We start from the raw sequence: 16262 nt of genomic DNA, 5'->3' as shown, positions 1-16262 counted from the left end.
ATACCGGAGAGTGCAGGATCGTACGTTAAGCCCCTTGGTTTACTGTTTTGGCCACCTGTATTCGCCTGTGAGGAGGATATGTGCCCATCCGAGGGGTGAGGTATGTGCCAGTAGCATTGGTGAGCAATCCAACCCGTCGCGTTTTCGTGCGGCGACAGCTTGACCAAGGTGTTTGCTGTTCCAGTGGATGACGATGGCGGCGAGGAGGTTGAGGCCTGCCATGCGGAAGTGCTGACCTTCGGCGGTGCGGTCGCGGATTTCACCTTGGCGACCGATGCGGAGGGCGTTTTTCAGGGCGTGGTGTGCTTCGCCTTTGTTTAGCCCGATCTGAGCGCGGCGCTGCATGTCGGCGTCAAGTAGCCAGTCGATGATGAACAGCGTCCGTTCAACGCGTCCGATTTCTTTGAGGGCTTCGGCCAGCTCATGCTGGCGGGGATAGGCTGAAAACTTTCGCAGCAGTTGACTGGGCGGCATGACGCCCGCGACCATGGTAGCGGCACTGCGCAGGATGTCGGGCCAGTTGGTGGTGATGATGCTTTGCCTGACCTTGCCACCAATCAGGCCTTTCAGTTCCTTCGGGACAGCACTTGGATCGAAGACATAGAGCCGCTTGGAGGGCAGATCACGGATGCGCGGAATGAACTGGAAGCCCAGAAGGGCTGTGACGGCGAAGACATGATCGGTGAAGCCGCCGGTGTCAGCATATTGTTCGCGGATATTTCTGCCGGTCTCATTCATCAGCAGGCCATCGAGGATGTAAGGGGCCTCGCTCACGGTCGCCGGGATGGTTTGAGTGGCAAAGGGGCCGAACTGATCGGAAACATGGGTATAGGCTTTCAGCCCCGGTTCATTGCCATATTTGGCGTTGATCAGGTTCATTGCCTCACCTTGACGTGTGGTTGGAAAGAACTGCCCGTCGCTGGAGGCGGTGGTGCCGCCACCCCAGAAACGGGCCATGGGCAGGGTGGATTGCGCCGCGATCACCATGGCCAAGGCGCGGTTCAGCGCGTCGCCTTCAACATGCCACCGTGAGATGCGCGAGAGCTGGGAATAATCATGGGTGCTGGTGGCTTCGGCCATCTTGCTGAGGCCGAGGTTCAGGCCTTCCGCCAGCAGCACGGTCAGCAGTCCGATCCTGTCAGTGCAAGGTGCTCCGGTGCGTATATGGGTGAAGGCTTCCGTGAAGCCTGTGGCATTGTCCACCTCCAGAAGCAGATCGGTGATCCGCACATCGGGCAACCTTTTGTATAAATCCAGAACAAGTTCATGGGCCTCGGCGGGCACTGCGGCGGTGAGCCTGTCGATCTTCAGCATTCCGTCCTCAATAGAGCCACCCGGAATTGCCCCGGCACGGGCAGCGCGTGCCAAGCGTTTCAGTCCCTCAATCATACGGGTTTTGCGATCTCCCAGCCAATCCGCCGGGTCGAAGGGCACTGCCAATCTGGGTGTGGCCCGCGCCTCTGCTATTGGCACCAGCGCCTGCTTCAGGTCGGCATAGCGCCGGGACTGCACCAACCAGATATCGCCGGAGCGAAAGGCATCGCGCAGATGGAACAACACGGCGACTTCCCAAAGCCGATGGTCATCGGGGGGCTGCGCATGAAGGTGCTGGTGCCATTTGGAACTGCGGCGCAGAAAGGTTGTTGGCCGAACGGTCTCTTGTCCGCCCTTTGCGACAAGCCGAGTAGCTTCGACCAAAGGTTCGGCGACCGATGCTGCCTGAATATCGAGCGCCCTCAACATGCGCGGCGCGTAGCGCCGGAACCGATGATAGCCTTGGGCGACATGGGCCAAGGGATTGGCAGCCATTGTACTGGTCAACTGCATCGCCGTGGCGACAAGTCCTTCCAGATCACGCCAACCGCAGGCGGTCGTAACCGCGCTCTCAAGGGGTGCGCCATCGCCATGCGCTTCCAGGAGAGCGGCCCCCAAGCCTGAGAAAGAACGAAGTGTGTCCTGCAATGCTGCTTTGGCGCCGGTAATCTGCACATCACATAACCTCTTGGCATCGCGCCAGGTTTTACCCACGATCCGATCATGGGTCTCAATCACTGCATCAGCTATCGCAGCCTGCCATTCCACAGCACAGACGGTCATGATCGCCCACCGCCGATCGCTGGAAATGTCGCGCAAATCATCCGAGAAATATCGTTCGCCTTGGCGACGAAGTCGGGTGATCCGGTGGGGTGGAACGCCATCAAGGGCAGCGGTCGCAAGCCCGAGACCTTGCAGAAACTCCAACCGGTCCAGCAGGCGGTTCGCGTCTGCCGAGTTCTTGCCAACCTCAAATTGGCGCAACCAGACAAAACGGCTGACCCGGTCATCGACGTCTTCCGAAAGCAGGGCATCCAGCCTGCCTCTCATGGGCGCGTCGAGACGGTCGGCGATGCGCGTTTCCATCCGACGTTCGGCGGCGACAAGCGCATCAGCGCAGAGCCGTTCGATCACCGACACCCCGGGCAGAATGGTCTGGCTCCGGCGGCATTCTGTCACGAACCGACGCGCCAGCTCCTCATTAGAGCGCGCAACCTCAGCCTCAGTTTCAAGCCAAACCTTCAGGTCGCGGGCACCACGTCCGGTAAACATCTTGTAGCCATAGATCGCTCTAAGCTCGATCAGATGATCCCGCCGAGTCTCTTCGCGGACGGCGTAGCCCTCCAACTCAACCGCTTGCATTCCCAGCTGAGCCGCGATGAACCTGATCGCTTTTTCTGGGATGACCTCTCCAGCCGTCAGGAGGCGGCCGGGGTGTCGAAACGCGCAAAGCTGAAGGGCAAACCCAAGCCGGTTTTGTGATCGTCTTCGCAGACGAACATGTTCGATGTCATCATCGGCCAACGTGTAATGGTGAAGTAGTGCCGCTTCACTGGTTGGCAGATCAAATAGTGTCGCGCGCTGGCGCTCGGTCAGAATGGTGCGATGCGCCATGCTTCTTTTGCTTTCATGGGAGGTATTGAGTATATTTATTTATGATATGAGATAAGGAATAAATCCGTTGCCCGAAAGCGACCGCCGAACCCAAGCATCACAAACCAACGTTTGTGACACATGCTGATTGGCTATGCGCGCGTCTCTAAAGCCGATGGCAGGCAGTCTCTTGACCTGCAACGGGATGCCTTGATCGCGGCGAGCGTTGGAGAGGAGCAGATTTACTCGGATCTGGCATCTGGCAAAAAGGATGACCGGCCAGGGTTGGAGGCCTGCCTCAAGGCATTGCGTGACGGCGATGTTCTGGTTGTGTGGAAGCTCGATCGTTTGGGGCGTAGCCTGCATCATCTGGTCAAGACCGTCAGTATGCTGTCTGAGCGCGGGGTTGGCCTTAAAGTGCTCACCGGGCAAGGTGCGCAGATCGACACAACAACTGCGGCAGGACGGCTTTCATTCGGCATCTTTGCCGCTCTCGCCGAATTTGAAAGCGAGTTGATCCGTGAACGCACAGTGGCCGGTCTTCAGGCAGCCCGGGCGCGGGGGAGGAAAGGCGGACGAAAATTCGCGCTGTCAAAATCACAGGTGCGCATGGCACAGGCCGCAATGGCAAACCGCGACACGTCTGTTTCAGAACTTTGCAAAGAATTAGGCGTGAGGCCCGTTACTCTCTATCGCTACGTCGACCCGAACGGCAATCTGCGAGACTACGGCAAGCGCGTCCTCGGAGCCTAACGTACTATTCTGCACCCAGCCGGAATCTACCCCTATTTGTCAGTGTCCGGGGGGAAGGCCGACGCCGGGTAGACGAGGCATCAACAAAAACCCCAGCCCTTACAAAGCTGCAGAAGTAAAAAGTTCACGCTGAACAACGCGATCCGGCGACAAGATAGCAGTTTGCAGGCCTGATCCTGCCAGTTGCGGCGGCGCACAATACGGCCAGAATGAGGGGCAACAAAGCCCTGAGGTGGACCAAGATCTTGCGGATTTTATGGCCGCAGCCACATAGCACGGCGAAAATCGCGTCGCCGAACGTCCCCTTGAGTGGGCATCGCGGCAGACGTCCGTCAGTTTTCATGTGTTTAATCTCTGGTTCTATGGCGCTGCGCCGCCTCAGCAGTGTCTTCAGCTTTGGCGTCAGGCCCAGGCGCGTGCCGCTGATCAGCACTTTTGTCGTCGATACACCGTGGCCGCGATAGCCGCGGTCCACGACGGCCAGATCCGGAGGCCGACCGGTCAGGATCGCGACCTCCTCCAGGGCTTCGGGCAAAGTATGCCCATCGTAGGGATTGCCCGGCAGGGCGCGCATGCCGACGACGAAGCCCTCGTCGATGGTAGTAGCCAGGCTGACCTTGGTCCCGAACTCATAGCGCTTGCGGGCCTTGCCTTTGGAGATGCAGTCGACCTCGGGTTCATGCAGGGCGTAAATCTTGCCATGGTTCTTTGGGTTCTGATGCAGCAGGCGACCGACGAGCACGATGAAGGCCAAGAAAGCTGAGCGCTCCTTCGAGAAGGATCGCACGCGCTATTTTCAGCGTGATCACCACTATCAGATTGTTAAAGATATCGGGCATGATCTCGGTCAGTAGGAAGCGCGGCGTTAATGACCCCACCGCACGCGCCGCGGCGATGTAATCGCGCCGGCATTGCCCGAGGAGGTCCGAACGGCACTCGCCGCGCGGGGTCATCAGATCAAGGTTGTGACCTCTCCCATCGGAGGCAGTCAGGCGATCCGGATGACGGATGGGCTGCTGGAGGGTGGATCGGACAGCCGAAAAGATGATATCCCGCTGGGATACTGATCTTTTCGATGCGGACTGGCGGCCAAAGCCGGTACATGAAACAGCATTATCCCTGATGCCGGACGGACACATGACGTATCTCAGACGCTTTGGCATCGACACCTACATGCTGTTGCTGATTGCCACGGTGATCATTGGCTTGATTCTGCCGGTGCGCGGCGTGGCCGCCGACGCACTGAAGCAGATCACCTTCTGGGCGGTGGCGCTGCTGTTCTTTCTCTACGGTGCCAAGCTTGACGCCGCGGCCATCCGGTCCGGGATGCTGAACTGGCGGCTGCAGGGGCTGACCGTCGCTGCGACCTACCTGCTATCTCCGCTGCTGGGACTGGGCGTTGCGTTCGTGTTCGGCAGCGTGCTGGGCCCCGACCTGATCTTTGGCCTGATCTTCCTGTCGGTGCTGCCGTCCACCATCCAGTCGTCGATCGCCTTTACCGGCATGGCGGGGGGCAACGTGCCGGCGGCGATCTGTGCCGCGTCCTTTTCCAACCTGATCGGCGTGGCGCTGACACCTGCTCTGGTGGCCGTGCTCTTGCATCAGGGGGGCGGCGCCATCAGCGGGGCGGCCGTAGTCAAGATCGCGCTGCAGATCCTGCTGCCCTTCGTCGTCGGTCAGATTGCGCGTCCGCTGGTCGGCGATCTGGTGAAGCGGCACAGGGCGACGACGCTTATGGTTGACCGTGGCTCGATCCTGCTGATCGTCTATTCGGCGTTCAGCGCGGGCACTGTTTCGGGGCTGTGGTATGCAATTTCGGGGCCCAGCCTGATTCTGCTTTACGGTGTGGTCGTGCTGTTCCTGGCGCTCGCGATGGGGATCATGACCTTTACGGGCCGCGCCCTGAAGTTGCCGGACGAGGATCGCGCCGTGTTGTTCTTTTGCGGATCGACAAAAGGCCTTGCCAGCGGGTTGGCGATCGCGACGGCGCTTGTGCCCGCCGCGACGCTAGGGACGACGGTGCTGCCGCTGATGCTCTACCACCTGACGCAGCTTTTCGCATGCGCACTTGTGGCGCAACGTAAATCCAAAGATGCGGAAATTGCTGCGAGTGACTCAGTCCCTCGAAGAGAATGTCATTAGATCCAGCACCGGCTGTGTTGATGGCAATAACCGAGCAAAGAACAGTCATTTGCCTTTCTGAAAACGAGAGCGAGTAATGCAGGGCTTCCGATCACCGGTTGGATTGCAGCGCTTCGTCTCTATGCAGTCCGCAACACGTATTTCCTTCTCCGTAGTTCACGCTGAACAACGCGATCCGGCGACAAGTTAGCAGTTTGCCGGCCTGATCCTGTCAGTTGCGGCGGCGCACAATGCGGCCAGGATGAGGGACAACAAAGCCCTGAGGTGGGCCAGTATCTTGCGGATGTTATGGCCGCAGCCACAGAGCACGGCGAAGACCGCGTCGCCGAACGTCCCCTTGAGCGGGCATCGCGACAGACGTCCGTCAGTTTTCATGTGTCCAATCTCTGGTTCTATGGCGCTTCGCCGCCTCAGCAATGTCTTCAGCTTTGGCGTCAGGCCCCGGCGCGTGCCGCTGATCAGCACTTTTGTCGTCGATACACCGTGGCCGCGATAGCCGCGGTCCACGACGGCCAGATCCGGAGTCCGACCGGTCAGGATCGCGACCTGCTCCAGGGCTTCGGGCAAAGTGTTCCCATCGTAGGGATTGCCCGGCAGGGCGCGCATGCCGACGACGAAGCCCTCGTCGATGGTAGTGGCCAGACTGACCTTGGTTCCGAACTCATAGCGTTTACGGGCCTTGCCTTTGGAGATGCAGTCGACCTCGGGTTCATGCAGGGCGTAAATCTTGCCATGGCCCTTTGGGTTCTGATGCAGCAGGCGACTGACGAGCACGAGGGTGTCCAGAGCACGCTCACGGAAGGCGCCACCCGGAATTTTTTCGAGCTGACGGCGGATGTCGCGGAGGATGCGGCCGGTGTAGCCCTTCAACTTTTTCAGGGCTTTGCGCATGCGCTTGAATTGCCGGGCGTGGGCGTAGCGCCCGATCTGCATCGCGAGGCGGGGTGCCAGTCGATTGTAGTTCTGCCGCAGCGTGATCTCGCCTTCGTGGGCCAAGGCCACAAGCTGGCGACGTGCCTTTTCATACAGGCGCGCATCCGTTGGATGCGCGATGTTCTTCTCCATCACCGTCGTGTCCACGGCAATGCGCGCGAGACTGCAATCCTCCACGGCCCCGGACGTGACCCCAGCTTCGATCGTCTTGGTCAGCAGCCACTCGGCCCCTTCCTCTCCGATCCGCTGACGCCAGCGGGTCAAGCAGGACGGATCGACAGGGGGGCGGTGCTGGAAGAACGTCTCACCGGTGAAGTGCTGGTAGTAAGGGTTCTCGACCCATCGGGCGACGACGGCGTCGTCGGACAAACGATAGGCATGTTGGAGATACAGCAGCCCCGCGACTAGGCGCGGCGATGTTGCTGGCCGCCCTGTCGTGGCAGGAAAGAAACTGGCCCATTCGGTTTCGAAGAACTCCCAGTCAATCAGCTTTTCCAGTTTCGCCAATGCGTGGCGAAGATCGATCATCTCAGTCAGGCGGGGACGCAGGAGATCGTCCTGCTCGTCAGTGCGGGGATGAGGCTTCATCACGGCTCCGGAATTTGCAAGGTTTCGCGACCCAGCATACGAAACCCTGCAATTTTCTGCTACAGTTTTTACGAAATCTACAAACAAATTCATATGCTTGTGACTTATTCAGGGCGAACTAAAAAGCGTAGCCCCAGCCATGATAGCCCCGTCTCATCAATGCCAATACCCACGAAGACACTCTAACTTGGCCTGATAATGCAGGTTTAATTTCTACCGAAATGGTTGGCTGAGGCTTGATTCAGATATTTTTGAATCTAGACGCCAGATTTGAACCGTTGGCCATATTCAGAAATCAGGATGGACAGAAGATATAGGATATTGAGATAGTCTATCGCCTTCAAGTACGCTCAATGCGACGACCAACGCCCACCGCAAGGTGTTCTGAATGCGTTTTGAAGTCCCGCAGCGGCCTGAAATGGCTCACTACCAAAATTCCGTGTCACATACCGGACCGGACGTTTGACCCGGCCCGGTATGCGGGGTCTGTTACCGGGTCCAGCCTTCAGTTTTCATCAGGGACTGTGCTTCATCGGTCACCAGAAAATTCAGAAAAGCCTGCGCCTCCGGATCAGCATCAGGTGCCAGGGCGACGTTCAAATCGCGCCAGATTGCGCGGTCAGGAGAGAACGCAACGGCCTCGATCTTTTCAGGGTTACGCGATGTCCAGTCAGGCCAAGTGATCCAGGCGTCAGCGTCCAGATCGGTAAAAGCTTTAAAACCAGCACCTGATCCATGTTCAAACGCGACGATATTCTTACGCAATCCGACAACGTCCGACAGGCTGCCCGTACGTCCGGCCACATCTTCCCAGACGCCGGTGCCAGATGTGTTTCCGACGCCTGCGCCTTCGGTCACCACGACCTTGATGCCTTCTGCCAGCAGGTCGTCGAAACCGGTAATGGATTTGGGGTTGCCGGCCTTGACCGCAATAATGGCGGGACGCAGGTAAATCGGCATCACTTGATCCGACGAGAATGATTTGTAGGTCTCCAGAAAGGCCGTCATCGACTGTTCGGACGTGCCCCAGATGATGTCGGCATCTGCCTGGGCCTGCTGAGACCATTTGGGTTCGGGACCGAAGGTGATCGCGACGGCACCTCCCGTTTGCTCTTGCCAAAGATCGGCCACTTTTTGAAGTGCTGTATGGGGGCCGCCCGCCCCATATAGGCGGACAACACCGTCCTTCGCCTCATGAACAATGTCGGGATCAAACATCACCGTGTCTTGCGCAAAAGCCGGGGTCACCATGGCCATATTCAGGGCCACATATGAAATTAGTTTCATCTTCGTTCTCCGGTACCAGTCGTCCGCAGTTGCCATGTGGCGGTCGCGGCGATTGCAGGAAGAACGAACCGGAGGGTCAGTTTATTCCATCACAAAGTCAAATTCATGGTTTTCGCGGCATCACGTCTGCGTGGCGCTCTAACTAGACAGGAAGGTGGTACAGCCTTCGCGAAACGCGGATAGCCCGCCTTGGGCCGGATGCCTGACATAGGTCAGCGACACTCCGACGGGCTGGGCACAGCGCTCTGCGACACGTCCGATACACAAGATTTTCTGTGGTGCAAACATCGCTGCGAGTGCCGCAAGTACAGCCAGATTGGCCCGTATTTCCGGCGCTGACGGTGTGCGGATGGCATAGTCTGGTGCGCTGCGGTGCGGGACTTGCATGACCGCGTTCCAAAGTAACGGCACATCGTCTGGCATTGCTTCCCAGATTGCACGCGCGGTGACAGAGCCTGGATCGTCGTGTTGCGCGGTTGGATGGCGAAACGGCACGACCATTTTCAACCGCGTTGCTAATGGCAGCAGCATCCGGTCGCCGGTCAAGGGCAGCCCGGTCCGCCGGGCACCACGTCTGGACATGGCCTCGGCCAACCACATGACGCGAGGACGTCGAACTTGCATTGCCTGCAGATAGAGCGTCAGGTTCGCCCGCCGTATTTCTGGTGCATCCGCGCTCTCGAGCGCGGGATCATGGTCGCGATAGGGATTAAACAGCCGATCCGATCCCTCAATTTGCTCCAATAACGTTATGATGGCGGCAACCGTCATGGCGCAATGACATGTTGGATAAATGCCTGGGTCGCGCGACTGACATGACGCTGTGTCGCATTTACGGCAAAGAACTTCCGCTCGGGCAGCTTGAACGCTAATCGGGCCAGGCGCCCCACCTGCAGGGCGTCTGCGACAACCAGATGCGACAGCGCCGCAATACCGGCGCCAGCTTCGACAGCAGCGCGCACCGCTTCATTCGAGGGAAGCTCGAGGACAACAGACAAATCCATGACGGCAATGCCCGCCTCTTTCAGTGCCTGCTCGAGTATAGCACGCGTGCCCGAGCCAGGCTCGCGAAAGACCCACGGTGCCGTCCGCAGATCATCACCGTGCGCGGCCTGATCTGCGCGAGCGACCAGCACCAGGTGATCTGTAGCGGCGGGGATCAGGGTGATTTGCGGGTCCGCAACGTGATCTTCAACGAAGCCCAGATCGGCTTCGCCCGTGACGATGGCCTGACAGGCGGCATGGGTGTTCAGAATGCGCAGTGACAGATCAATTCCCGGAAAGGCTGTGTGGAAGCTCTGCATGCGGGGCGGAAGCCAGTAGTTTGCAACCGTCTGGCTGGACACAAGCCGCAGCTTGCCGTGGGCAAGGGCGGTGGATGCGCTGAGGCAGCCCGCAGCCTCGTCTGCCCGGGCGAGAACCGCGCGCGCTTCCGGCAGAAAATCACGACCAAGATTTGTCAGCACGATACCGCGCCCAATGCGGTCGAACAGCAGCACATCATGGCGTTCTTCCAACGCAGCAATGGCGGCACTCACGGCAGATTGGGTCAGGTTCAGCGCATGAGCCGCATCAGTCATATGCTGACGTTCCGCCACAGCAATGAAGATGCGAAGTTGTTCAAGCGTCATGATCTCTACACCTCACTCTCACCCATCAGTAAAATCGATCTGTTTTACAAATTCAATCCGTTGGATCGTTTGGTTCGCTTCGTCTATCGAGGTTAAGAACAGGAGATCCACAATGACATTCTACAAAATGCGCGCAGTATCGCTGGGATTGCAGCCTTTTTCGCAGCTGACCAGCCCAATGGAAATTATTCGCCAGTTCACCCCCAACTGGTTTGCGGCCACGATGGGAACGGGCATCCTCGCAATTGCGCTGGCACAACTTCCCGACGCGTTCAGCTCCCTTGGCAAAGCGCTTTGGCTGTTCAATATTGCCCTGTTCACGCTGTTTTCGGCGCTCTATGCGGCACGATGGATCTTATTCTTCCACGAAGCGAAGCGGATTTTCGGTCACTCGGTCGTCTCGATGTTTTTTGGCTGTATCCCGATGGGGTTGGCCACGATCATCAACGGATTTTTGATCTTTGGACTGCCATCAATGGGCAGCATCGCGATCGAGGTCGCGACCGTCTTATGGTGGATTGATGTCGGTATGGCAGCACTTTGTGGCATCGCCATACCCTATTTGATGTTCACCCGCCAAAGCCACGCCATCGATCAGATGACTGCCGTCTGGCTGTTGCCAATGGTTGCAGCCGAGGTCGCAGCGGTGTCGGGGGGGTTGCTGGCCCCGCACCTTGCCGACGCACATACCCAACTGCTGGTGCTGGTGTGGTCTTACGTCCTCTGGGCCCTGTCGGTCCCCATTGCGATGAGCGTCCTTGTCGTCCTGATCCTGCGGCTCGCCATCCACAAGTTGCCGCACGTTTCCATGGCGGCCTCCAGTTGGCTGGCGCTTGGACCGATCGGCACCGGGGCATTGGGCCTTATGACGTTAGGCCAGGCCGCCCCTGCCATCTTTGCGGCGAATGATCTGGGTCAGTATAGCAGCGCCGCGGCGGGCATCGGTCTCATCGGCGGATTGCTGATGTGGGGCTATGGGCTGTGGTGGTTTGCGATGGCAGTGCTCATCACCGGGCGCTATGCACGCGACGGTCTGCCATTCAACCTTGGTTGGTGGGGTTATACATTCCCGCTGGGTGTATTTGCCGTTGCTTCATTGAAGCTTGCGAGCTTGCTGCCGATTACTGCGATTTATGTTTTTGGCCTGATATTGGTGGCACTGTTGGGCGCTGCGTGGATCGTCGTCGGAACGCGCACGGTCTGCGGCGCCTGGCGTGGGGATCTGTTTGCAGCACCCTGCCTGAAGGACGATTGACAGGTTCGAACAGGCCTTCCCACTTATCGCAGAAAAGGACATGGCATAACGGGAAATCGTATTTTTCTGCCTTCGGGTGCGACCGCTGCCGTTGCCCGAATTGCAATGACACACGAGACGGGGCAGCCGGCTGACAACCATGCGATGACGGATGGCGGTCATGTCTATGCAGGAAACCAAATCCGCGTGATGAAAGATTGGCGTCAAGTACGTCAGGCACGCTAGTGTCTGAGTGTCCGCCTGTTCCCGCCGTCGAGTACGGATGACCTGTCGTGAGTGCGCTATGCTGAATGCCAACCAACGCCAGATGCTCACCGCTGCCGCTGGCGGATTGTTCGGCTACGCGTTGGCGTTGACACGCAATCGCGATTCAGCCGCAGATCTCGTGCAAGATTGTGTCGTGCGTGCCATCTCAGCCAAGCAGGCGCCCCAGGACGAACGTGCATTTCGCGCGTGGCTGTTCACCATCGCACGGCATTTATGGTTCGATCGATTGCGATCGTGGCGCCGACGGCGCGCCATGCAAGAGGCGGCCGACCTGGATCAACGCACAAGCGGTGCACTCTACGATATCACGGTCACCCATCTGGCAGTCCGCGAGGCATTCTTTTTGCTGTCGGAAAATCACCGGGATGTGCTGGCGCTTGTGGACATCGGCGGGCTTACTTATGACGAAACCGCTGAACTTTTGCGGATTAAACGCGGCACGGTGATGAGCCGCGTGAGCCGTGCGCGTGCCGCCCTGGCAGAAAAGCTTTCAGGTCCGCATGTCGTGGAATTGCCGCGAAAGGGCAAAGGGATGCGCCGTGGTTGATGAACGAACTCGAGACGAACAGGTCAGCGCATATGTCGATGGCGCACTAGATCCGCAAGACGCGGCTCGGATGGCCGAGGCAATCGCACGCGATCCGGCGCTTGCCAGCCATGTGGCCCATTATCAGGCTTTGCGGGCAGGGGTCGCGTCACTGGCGTCAGACACAGTCATCATCGCGATCCCTGAGCGATACTCAGGAGCAGGAAGGCCTGCATGGCGTCCTGCCGTGCTGGCCGCCTCTGCCATCTTGATCGCAGCCGGCGCAGTATGGTGGTTAGTCCTGACTGGTCCCATTTCGGATGATATTCCGGCACAGATCATCATTGCAGAAAGTTCTGACCTTGCCACGATGATCGCACATTTCGATAAGTGGGCAAGTGGCGCTCAGAACGTGACAACGGAGGGTCCGCTCATCGGCATCGCCGCAATCGTTCAAGCCAATGGGTTGCAGCAGACGTCACTAGAAAGAGTCACCTTGCCACTTGGGCGCAAAGCGGACGCACTGGGTTTTGTCGGTCCCAGCAATTGCCATCTTGGGCTCTATGTGACCGCGCATGCCGGAGATCGCCCGGCCGGTCTCGCAATCTCAGATGACGGCCATGTCCTGATTGCACAATGGGCCGGACCCCATCAGCAGATGACGATGGTCTCGCGATCCATGAACGCGACTCGCTTCGCCATTCTCGCGCTGGCTCTGCGCAATGGGACTGACGCACCCAATGAGATACATCCCGATTTGCTCTCCTCTCTGGCGACGGCACGCCAGCCCTGTCTGGGCTGATGGACAAGTTTATTTTGCATCATGAGGAATAAACGCCCCCTGCCAATCGTCTGAACTTGCGACGATCTCAAACATGACAAGCACGTCATAGCGATCGCAGAAAAATGGGGGAACCATGTTCAACAGACGACAGATGATCGCATCCACCGGGGCTGCTGCCGGATTCGTGATGGCTGGCGGCACGCCATTGCTCGCTGAAACAGTATCGCTGGGTTTTGAAAATGGAGATCGGTCGCTGGTCGCCTATCCGGGGAAGCGGCCTTTGCTGCAGCTGTCATCCCGACCGCCGCAGTTGGAGACGCCGTTCAGTGTGTTCAATGAAGGCATGTTGACCCCCAATGACGCGTTTTTCGTGCGGTACCACTTGGCTGACATCCCGACCGAGATTGATCCTGACACCTTCACACTCGAGATCGCCGGCACAGTGGCCACGCCCATGTCGCTGTCTCTCGCTGACCTGAAATCGCAATTCGATACGATTGATCTGGTCGCAGTTCATCAATGTTCAGGCAACAGCCGTGGCTTTGTCACGCCACGTGTCGGTGGTGGGCAGGCAGGGAATGGCTTGATGGGTAACGCACGCTGGACTGGCGTTTCCCTAAAATCCGTCCTTGAAAAGGCGGGCGTGCAAGACGGGGCGATTCAGGTCGCATTCGAAGGGTTGGATGGGCCTGTCCTGCCCGACACCCCCGACTTTACCAAGTCGCTGGAACTGGCCCATGCCATGGACGGCGAAGTCATGCTGGCGTGGGCCATGAATGGCGAAGATCTGCCCTGGCTGAATGGCTATCCTCTCCGTCTTGTGGTCCCGGGGCACTACGGCACCTACTGGGTCAAGCACCTCAACCAGATAATCGTGCGCGACACGCCATTGGACTCGTTCTGGATGACGACGGCCTATCGCATCCCGGACAACAGTTGCGCATGTGTCGAACCTGGCACCAAGCCTGAAACGACCGTGCCGATCGCCCGCTTCAACGTCCGGTCCTTTATCACCAATGTGCTGGATGGCGCGGCAGTAGCTGCGAATGCGCCGCTCGCACTGCGGGGAATAGCGTTCGATGGCGGATCTGGCATTACCGAGGTCAGCGTCTCCGCAGATGACGGCAAGACATGGCAAAAAGCATCCTTGGGCGAGGACATGGGAAAATACGCATTCCGCGAATGGACGCTGTCGATGCCCGTGGCGTCGGGTGAGGTGTCACTGTTGGTGCGCGCGACAAATGCGAACGGCCAGACCCAACCGATGCAAGCGCAATGGAACCCATCGGGCTATATGCGCAACGTCGTCGAAACCACACGTCTCACGGCAGCCTGAGGAGATGACAATGAAAACCTTTCACATAGCCGCTTTGGCTGGACTGACCTTCCTGGCCCAAGCCGCCATCGCGGATTCCGTCATCTATGACATGCCCTATGATGGCTCCGTCGTGTTCCGCGCCGGAGACGGATCAGATGTGGCCGAAGCCAATTGCATAACCTGCCATTCGACCGATTACATCGAATACCAGCCTCCCGGCAAAGGCCCTGACTTCTGGAAGGCCGAAGTACACAAGATGATCGCAATCTACGGTGCGCCAATTACCGAAGAGGATGGCGATATCATCGCTGCGTATCTGGCCGCACAGTACTAGAGTTTACGAAACCCAAGTAAAAGATGATCGGAGCGTTCTCCGGTCATCTTGTCAAACTGCAACACTCCAAGCTTCTAAGTGCTAAATCAGAAGTATCTGCCTCTCGCTCTGGCAGCTGCTCATTCGGATGAGCCTAACCTGATTAACGCTGTACAAGGCTTGATCCATCCAACGTGCGTTTGATGGACAAGCGCAAAGGCAGTCCTAAAATGCCTTCGCACCGTGTTCTTGGACAACTTGATTTTTGAATGGGTTTGCGGACAGATAGGTTTGTCGGAGACGCCTCATGACCCTACCCAAGCCTAGAGGAAAATCTTGTCCCTCATTGGATACGCGAGGGTCTTGACTGCAGAGCAAGATCTCCCTTCAGCTTGACGCTTTGAATGCCGTCGGGGCTGCCCACATCTTTGAAGACCGCGGTGTCTCTGGTGCCAAGACCGAGCGACCGGGGCTCATTGCTGCACTTTCATTTCTGCGCGATGGTGATATTTCCAGAGTTTAATTTTTTCCTATTTGATCCGTGAACACCATTTCAGTTTAAGCCCGGCTGGCCGCCGCGAACTGCTCCATCGCTGCTTCCAAGTTTTCCATAATCTCGGACATCAAGACATCTGGTTCCGGGAGGTTGTCGAGGTCCTCGGTGATGGCAGTGAACGTCTTACCTGACCCGGTGGCCATTTGCGCCAGCGCACGGGGCTTACCGCGTTGCAATGACGTTTCGAGATTGGTGATCGCCGTGATCTGGCACGCGCGCAGGCCGTCGGTTTTCAGGTGCGGCAGCGTCTGCAACCCGGACCGCAGGGACAACGGATCATTGCGCCATGCCTTCAGCGTTTCAGTACGGTGAAACGTGAATACCTCGCGTGACCGGGGGTGCGGATCTCGGCCGTCGGGAACCGGGTGACGACGGCGGTGCTCTCGTAAATAAACGGCAACGGCTCCGCGCCGGCGACCCATTTCAACTTAGCAGTCGCATAACCTGAGGATTGCTCCTCTACCGTTGTCAGACGCTCACCCAAGCTGTCCGGTTTCGCCTCGACCACGCCGACAGCACGACCGTCGACGAAAAGGACATAGTCGGCCGGTCCAGTGTCCGTCGGATATTCCCGCACCGCTACTCCCGAGGCCGCACTGGGATTAAGCGACACCTTATCCTGCACCACCCAACCTGCAGCCAGCAGTCGCTTGTCAATCTGATCGGGAGCGACCTGTTCGGGGTTCTGGTTTGCGGATTTTGACACGAAGACACTTATACTTTTTGTACAATCGCAATCATGACGATCGCCCGCAATAAGCGCACTCCCAACGAACAGCGGCCGACAGTTAGGTTTGGTCCTGTTTCGATTTTGTTTCGCTCGCTCGACGCAGCAATGTCCAGAAATTCAGCGGCAAATAACTCAGGAAAATCAACTTGTTGCAACGCAAACATATGATCTGATGAATTTACCGAAGTGCCTTTGGTCGACGCCAAGCCGCCGTAATCGCCAGTCAAGGCCTTCTCGTAGATTGCGCCTCCCAAGCCAATCCTCCATAGTGA

The 16262-nt window shown here is 58.1% G+C and carries 16 protein-coding genes and 2 pseudogenes; 9 read left to right on the top strand and 9 right to left on the bottom strand.

The window, feature by feature from the left end:
• Positions 1-39: 39 nt before the first annotated feature.
• Positions 40-2928: a Tn3 family transposase gene (locus BLQ98_RS14725; protein ID WP_090270728.1), complete on the bottom strand. Its 2889-nt coding sequence runs from the start codon at positions 2926-2928 to the stop codon at positions 40-42.
• Between the two features lie 120 nt (positions 2929-3048).
• Between BLQ98_RS14725 and BLQ98_RS14720 the strand changes: the two genes are divergently transcribed.
• Entirely contained in the window at positions 3049-3660 is a 612-nt protein-coding gene (locus BLQ98_RS14720; protein ID WP_047998005.1) for a recombinase family protein, read from the top strand.
• Between the two features lie 124 nt (positions 3661-3784).
• Here the strand turns inward: BLQ98_RS14720 and BLQ98_RS14715 are convergent.
• Positions 3785-4408: pseudogene (locus BLQ98_RS14715) on the bottom strand (transposase); the annotation flags it as partial.
• A gap of 389 nt (positions 4409-4797) precedes the next feature.
• Between BLQ98_RS14715 and BLQ98_RS14705 the strand changes: the two are divergent.
• The gene (locus tag BLQ98_RS14705) at positions 4798-5802 is read left to right on the top strand and encodes a bile acid:sodium symporter family protein (RefSeq protein WP_093734039.1); all 1005 of its coding nucleotides are present in this window, start codon (positions 4798-4800) and stop codon (positions 5800-5802) included.
• Positions 5803-5827: 25 nt separating this feature from the next.
• Positions 5828-5956 (top strand): annotated as a pseudogene (locus BLQ98_RS18640) (IS6 family transposase); the annotation flags it as partial.
• Between the two features lie 32 nt (positions 5957-5988).
• Here BLQ98_RS18640 and BLQ98_RS14695 read toward each other — a convergent pair.
• The 4 genes from BLQ98_RS14695 to BLQ98_RS14680 form a co-directional block, all read right to left on the bottom strand.
• Complete coding sequence (locus tag BLQ98_RS14695) at positions 5989-7323, bottom strand: IS5 family transposase (RefSeq protein ID WP_093734038.1); 1335 nt, start codon at positions 7321-7323, stop codon at positions 5989-5991.
• A gap of 489 nt (positions 7324-7812) precedes the next feature.
• Positions 7813-8610, bottom strand: a complete 798-nt coding sequence (locus BLQ98_RS14690) for a substrate-binding domain-containing protein (protein WP_093734037.1) — start codon at positions 8608-8610, stop codon at positions 7813-7815.
• Positions 8611-8748: 138 nt separating this feature from the next.
• A complete protein-coding gene (locus tag BLQ98_RS14685; RefSeq protein ID WP_093734036.1) occupies positions 8749-9381 on the bottom strand; it encodes a uracil-DNA glycosylase family protein in 633 nt (210 codons plus the stop codon).
• Positions 9378-10241, bottom strand: a complete 864-nt coding sequence (locus BLQ98_RS14680) for a LysR family transcriptional regulator (RefSeq protein WP_093734035.1) — start codon at positions 10239-10241, stop codon at positions 9378-9380. The genes BLQ98_RS14685 and BLQ98_RS14680 overlap by 4 nt, the downstream gene beginning before the upstream one ends.
• A gap of 112 nt (positions 10242-10353) precedes the next feature.
• Here BLQ98_RS14680 and BLQ98_RS14675 point away from each other — a divergent pair, with 112 nt between their 5' ends.
• From BLQ98_RS14675 to BLQ98_RS18635, 6 genes are all read left to right on the top strand, one after another.
• Complete coding sequence (locus BLQ98_RS14675) at positions 10354-11496, top strand: TDT family transporter (protein ID WP_093734034.1); 1143 nt, start codon at positions 10354-10356, stop codon at positions 11494-11496.
• Between the two features lie 283 nt (positions 11497-11779).
• On the top strand, positions 11780-12310 hold the full coding sequence (locus BLQ98_RS14670; RefSeq protein ID WP_093734033.1) for an RNA polymerase sigma factor: 531 nt from the start codon (positions 11780-11782) through the stop codon (positions 12308-12310).
• A complete protein-coding gene (locus tag BLQ98_RS14665; RefSeq protein WP_093734032.1) occupies positions 12303-13091 on the top strand; it encodes an anti-sigma factor family protein in 789 nt (262 codons plus the stop codon). Before BLQ98_RS14670 ends, BLQ98_RS14665 begins: the two co-directional genes overlap by 8 nt.
• Before the next feature lie 115 nt (positions 13092-13206).
• Positions 13207-14409, top strand: a complete 1203-nt coding sequence (gene sorA, locus BLQ98_RS14660; protein ID WP_093734031.1) for a SorA family sulfite dehydrogenase catalytic subunit — start codon at positions 13207-13209, stop codon at positions 14407-14409.
• A gap of 10 nt (positions 14410-14419) precedes the next feature.
• Positions 14420-14725: a SorB family sulfite dehydrogenase c-type cytochrome subunit gene (sorB, locus tag BLQ98_RS14655; protein ID WP_237066204.1), complete on the top strand. Its 306-nt coding sequence runs from the start codon at positions 14420-14422 to the stop codon at positions 14723-14725.
• 379 nt (positions 14726-15104) lie between these two features.
• Complete coding sequence (locus tag BLQ98_RS18635; RefSeq protein ID WP_244148444.1) at positions 15105-15227, top strand: recombinase family protein; 123 nt, start codon at positions 15105-15107, stop codon at positions 15225-15227.
• A 35-nt stretch (positions 15228-15262) separates the two neighbouring features.
• Here the strand turns inward: BLQ98_RS18635 and BLQ98_RS18375 are convergent, their stop codons facing one another.
• From BLQ98_RS18375 to BLQ98_RS14640, 3 genes are read right to left on the bottom strand one after another with little or no spacing between them, the layout of a single operon-like run.
• Positions 15263-15532 (bottom strand): DEAD/DEAH box helicase family protein, encoded by a 270-nt coding sequence (locus tag BLQ98_RS18375; protein WP_208596073.1) that lies wholly within the window; start codon positions 15530-15532, stop codon positions 15263-15265.
• A 20-nt stretch (positions 15533-15552) separates the two neighbouring features.
• A complete protein-coding gene (locus BLQ98_RS18370) occupies positions 15553-15966 on the bottom strand; it encodes a hypothetical protein (protein WP_208596072.1) in 414 nt (137 codons plus the stop codon).
• Between the two features lie 8 nt (positions 15967-15974).
• A complete protein-coding gene (locus tag BLQ98_RS14640) occupies positions 15975-16244 on the bottom strand; it encodes a hypothetical protein (protein ID WP_093734029.1) in 270 nt (89 codons plus the stop codon).
• Between the last annotated feature and the right edge of the window lie 18 nt (positions 16245-16262).

It is taken from the genome of Sulfitobacter litoralis (genome assembly GCF_900103185.1).
GTDB lineage: Bacteria > Pseudomonadota > Alphaproteobacteria > Rhodobacterales > Rhodobacteraceae > Sulfitobacter > Sulfitobacter litoralis.
The sequence above is the reverse complement of the archived record's forward strand: the minus strand, read 5'-3'. Positions and strand labels throughout refer to the sequence as shown.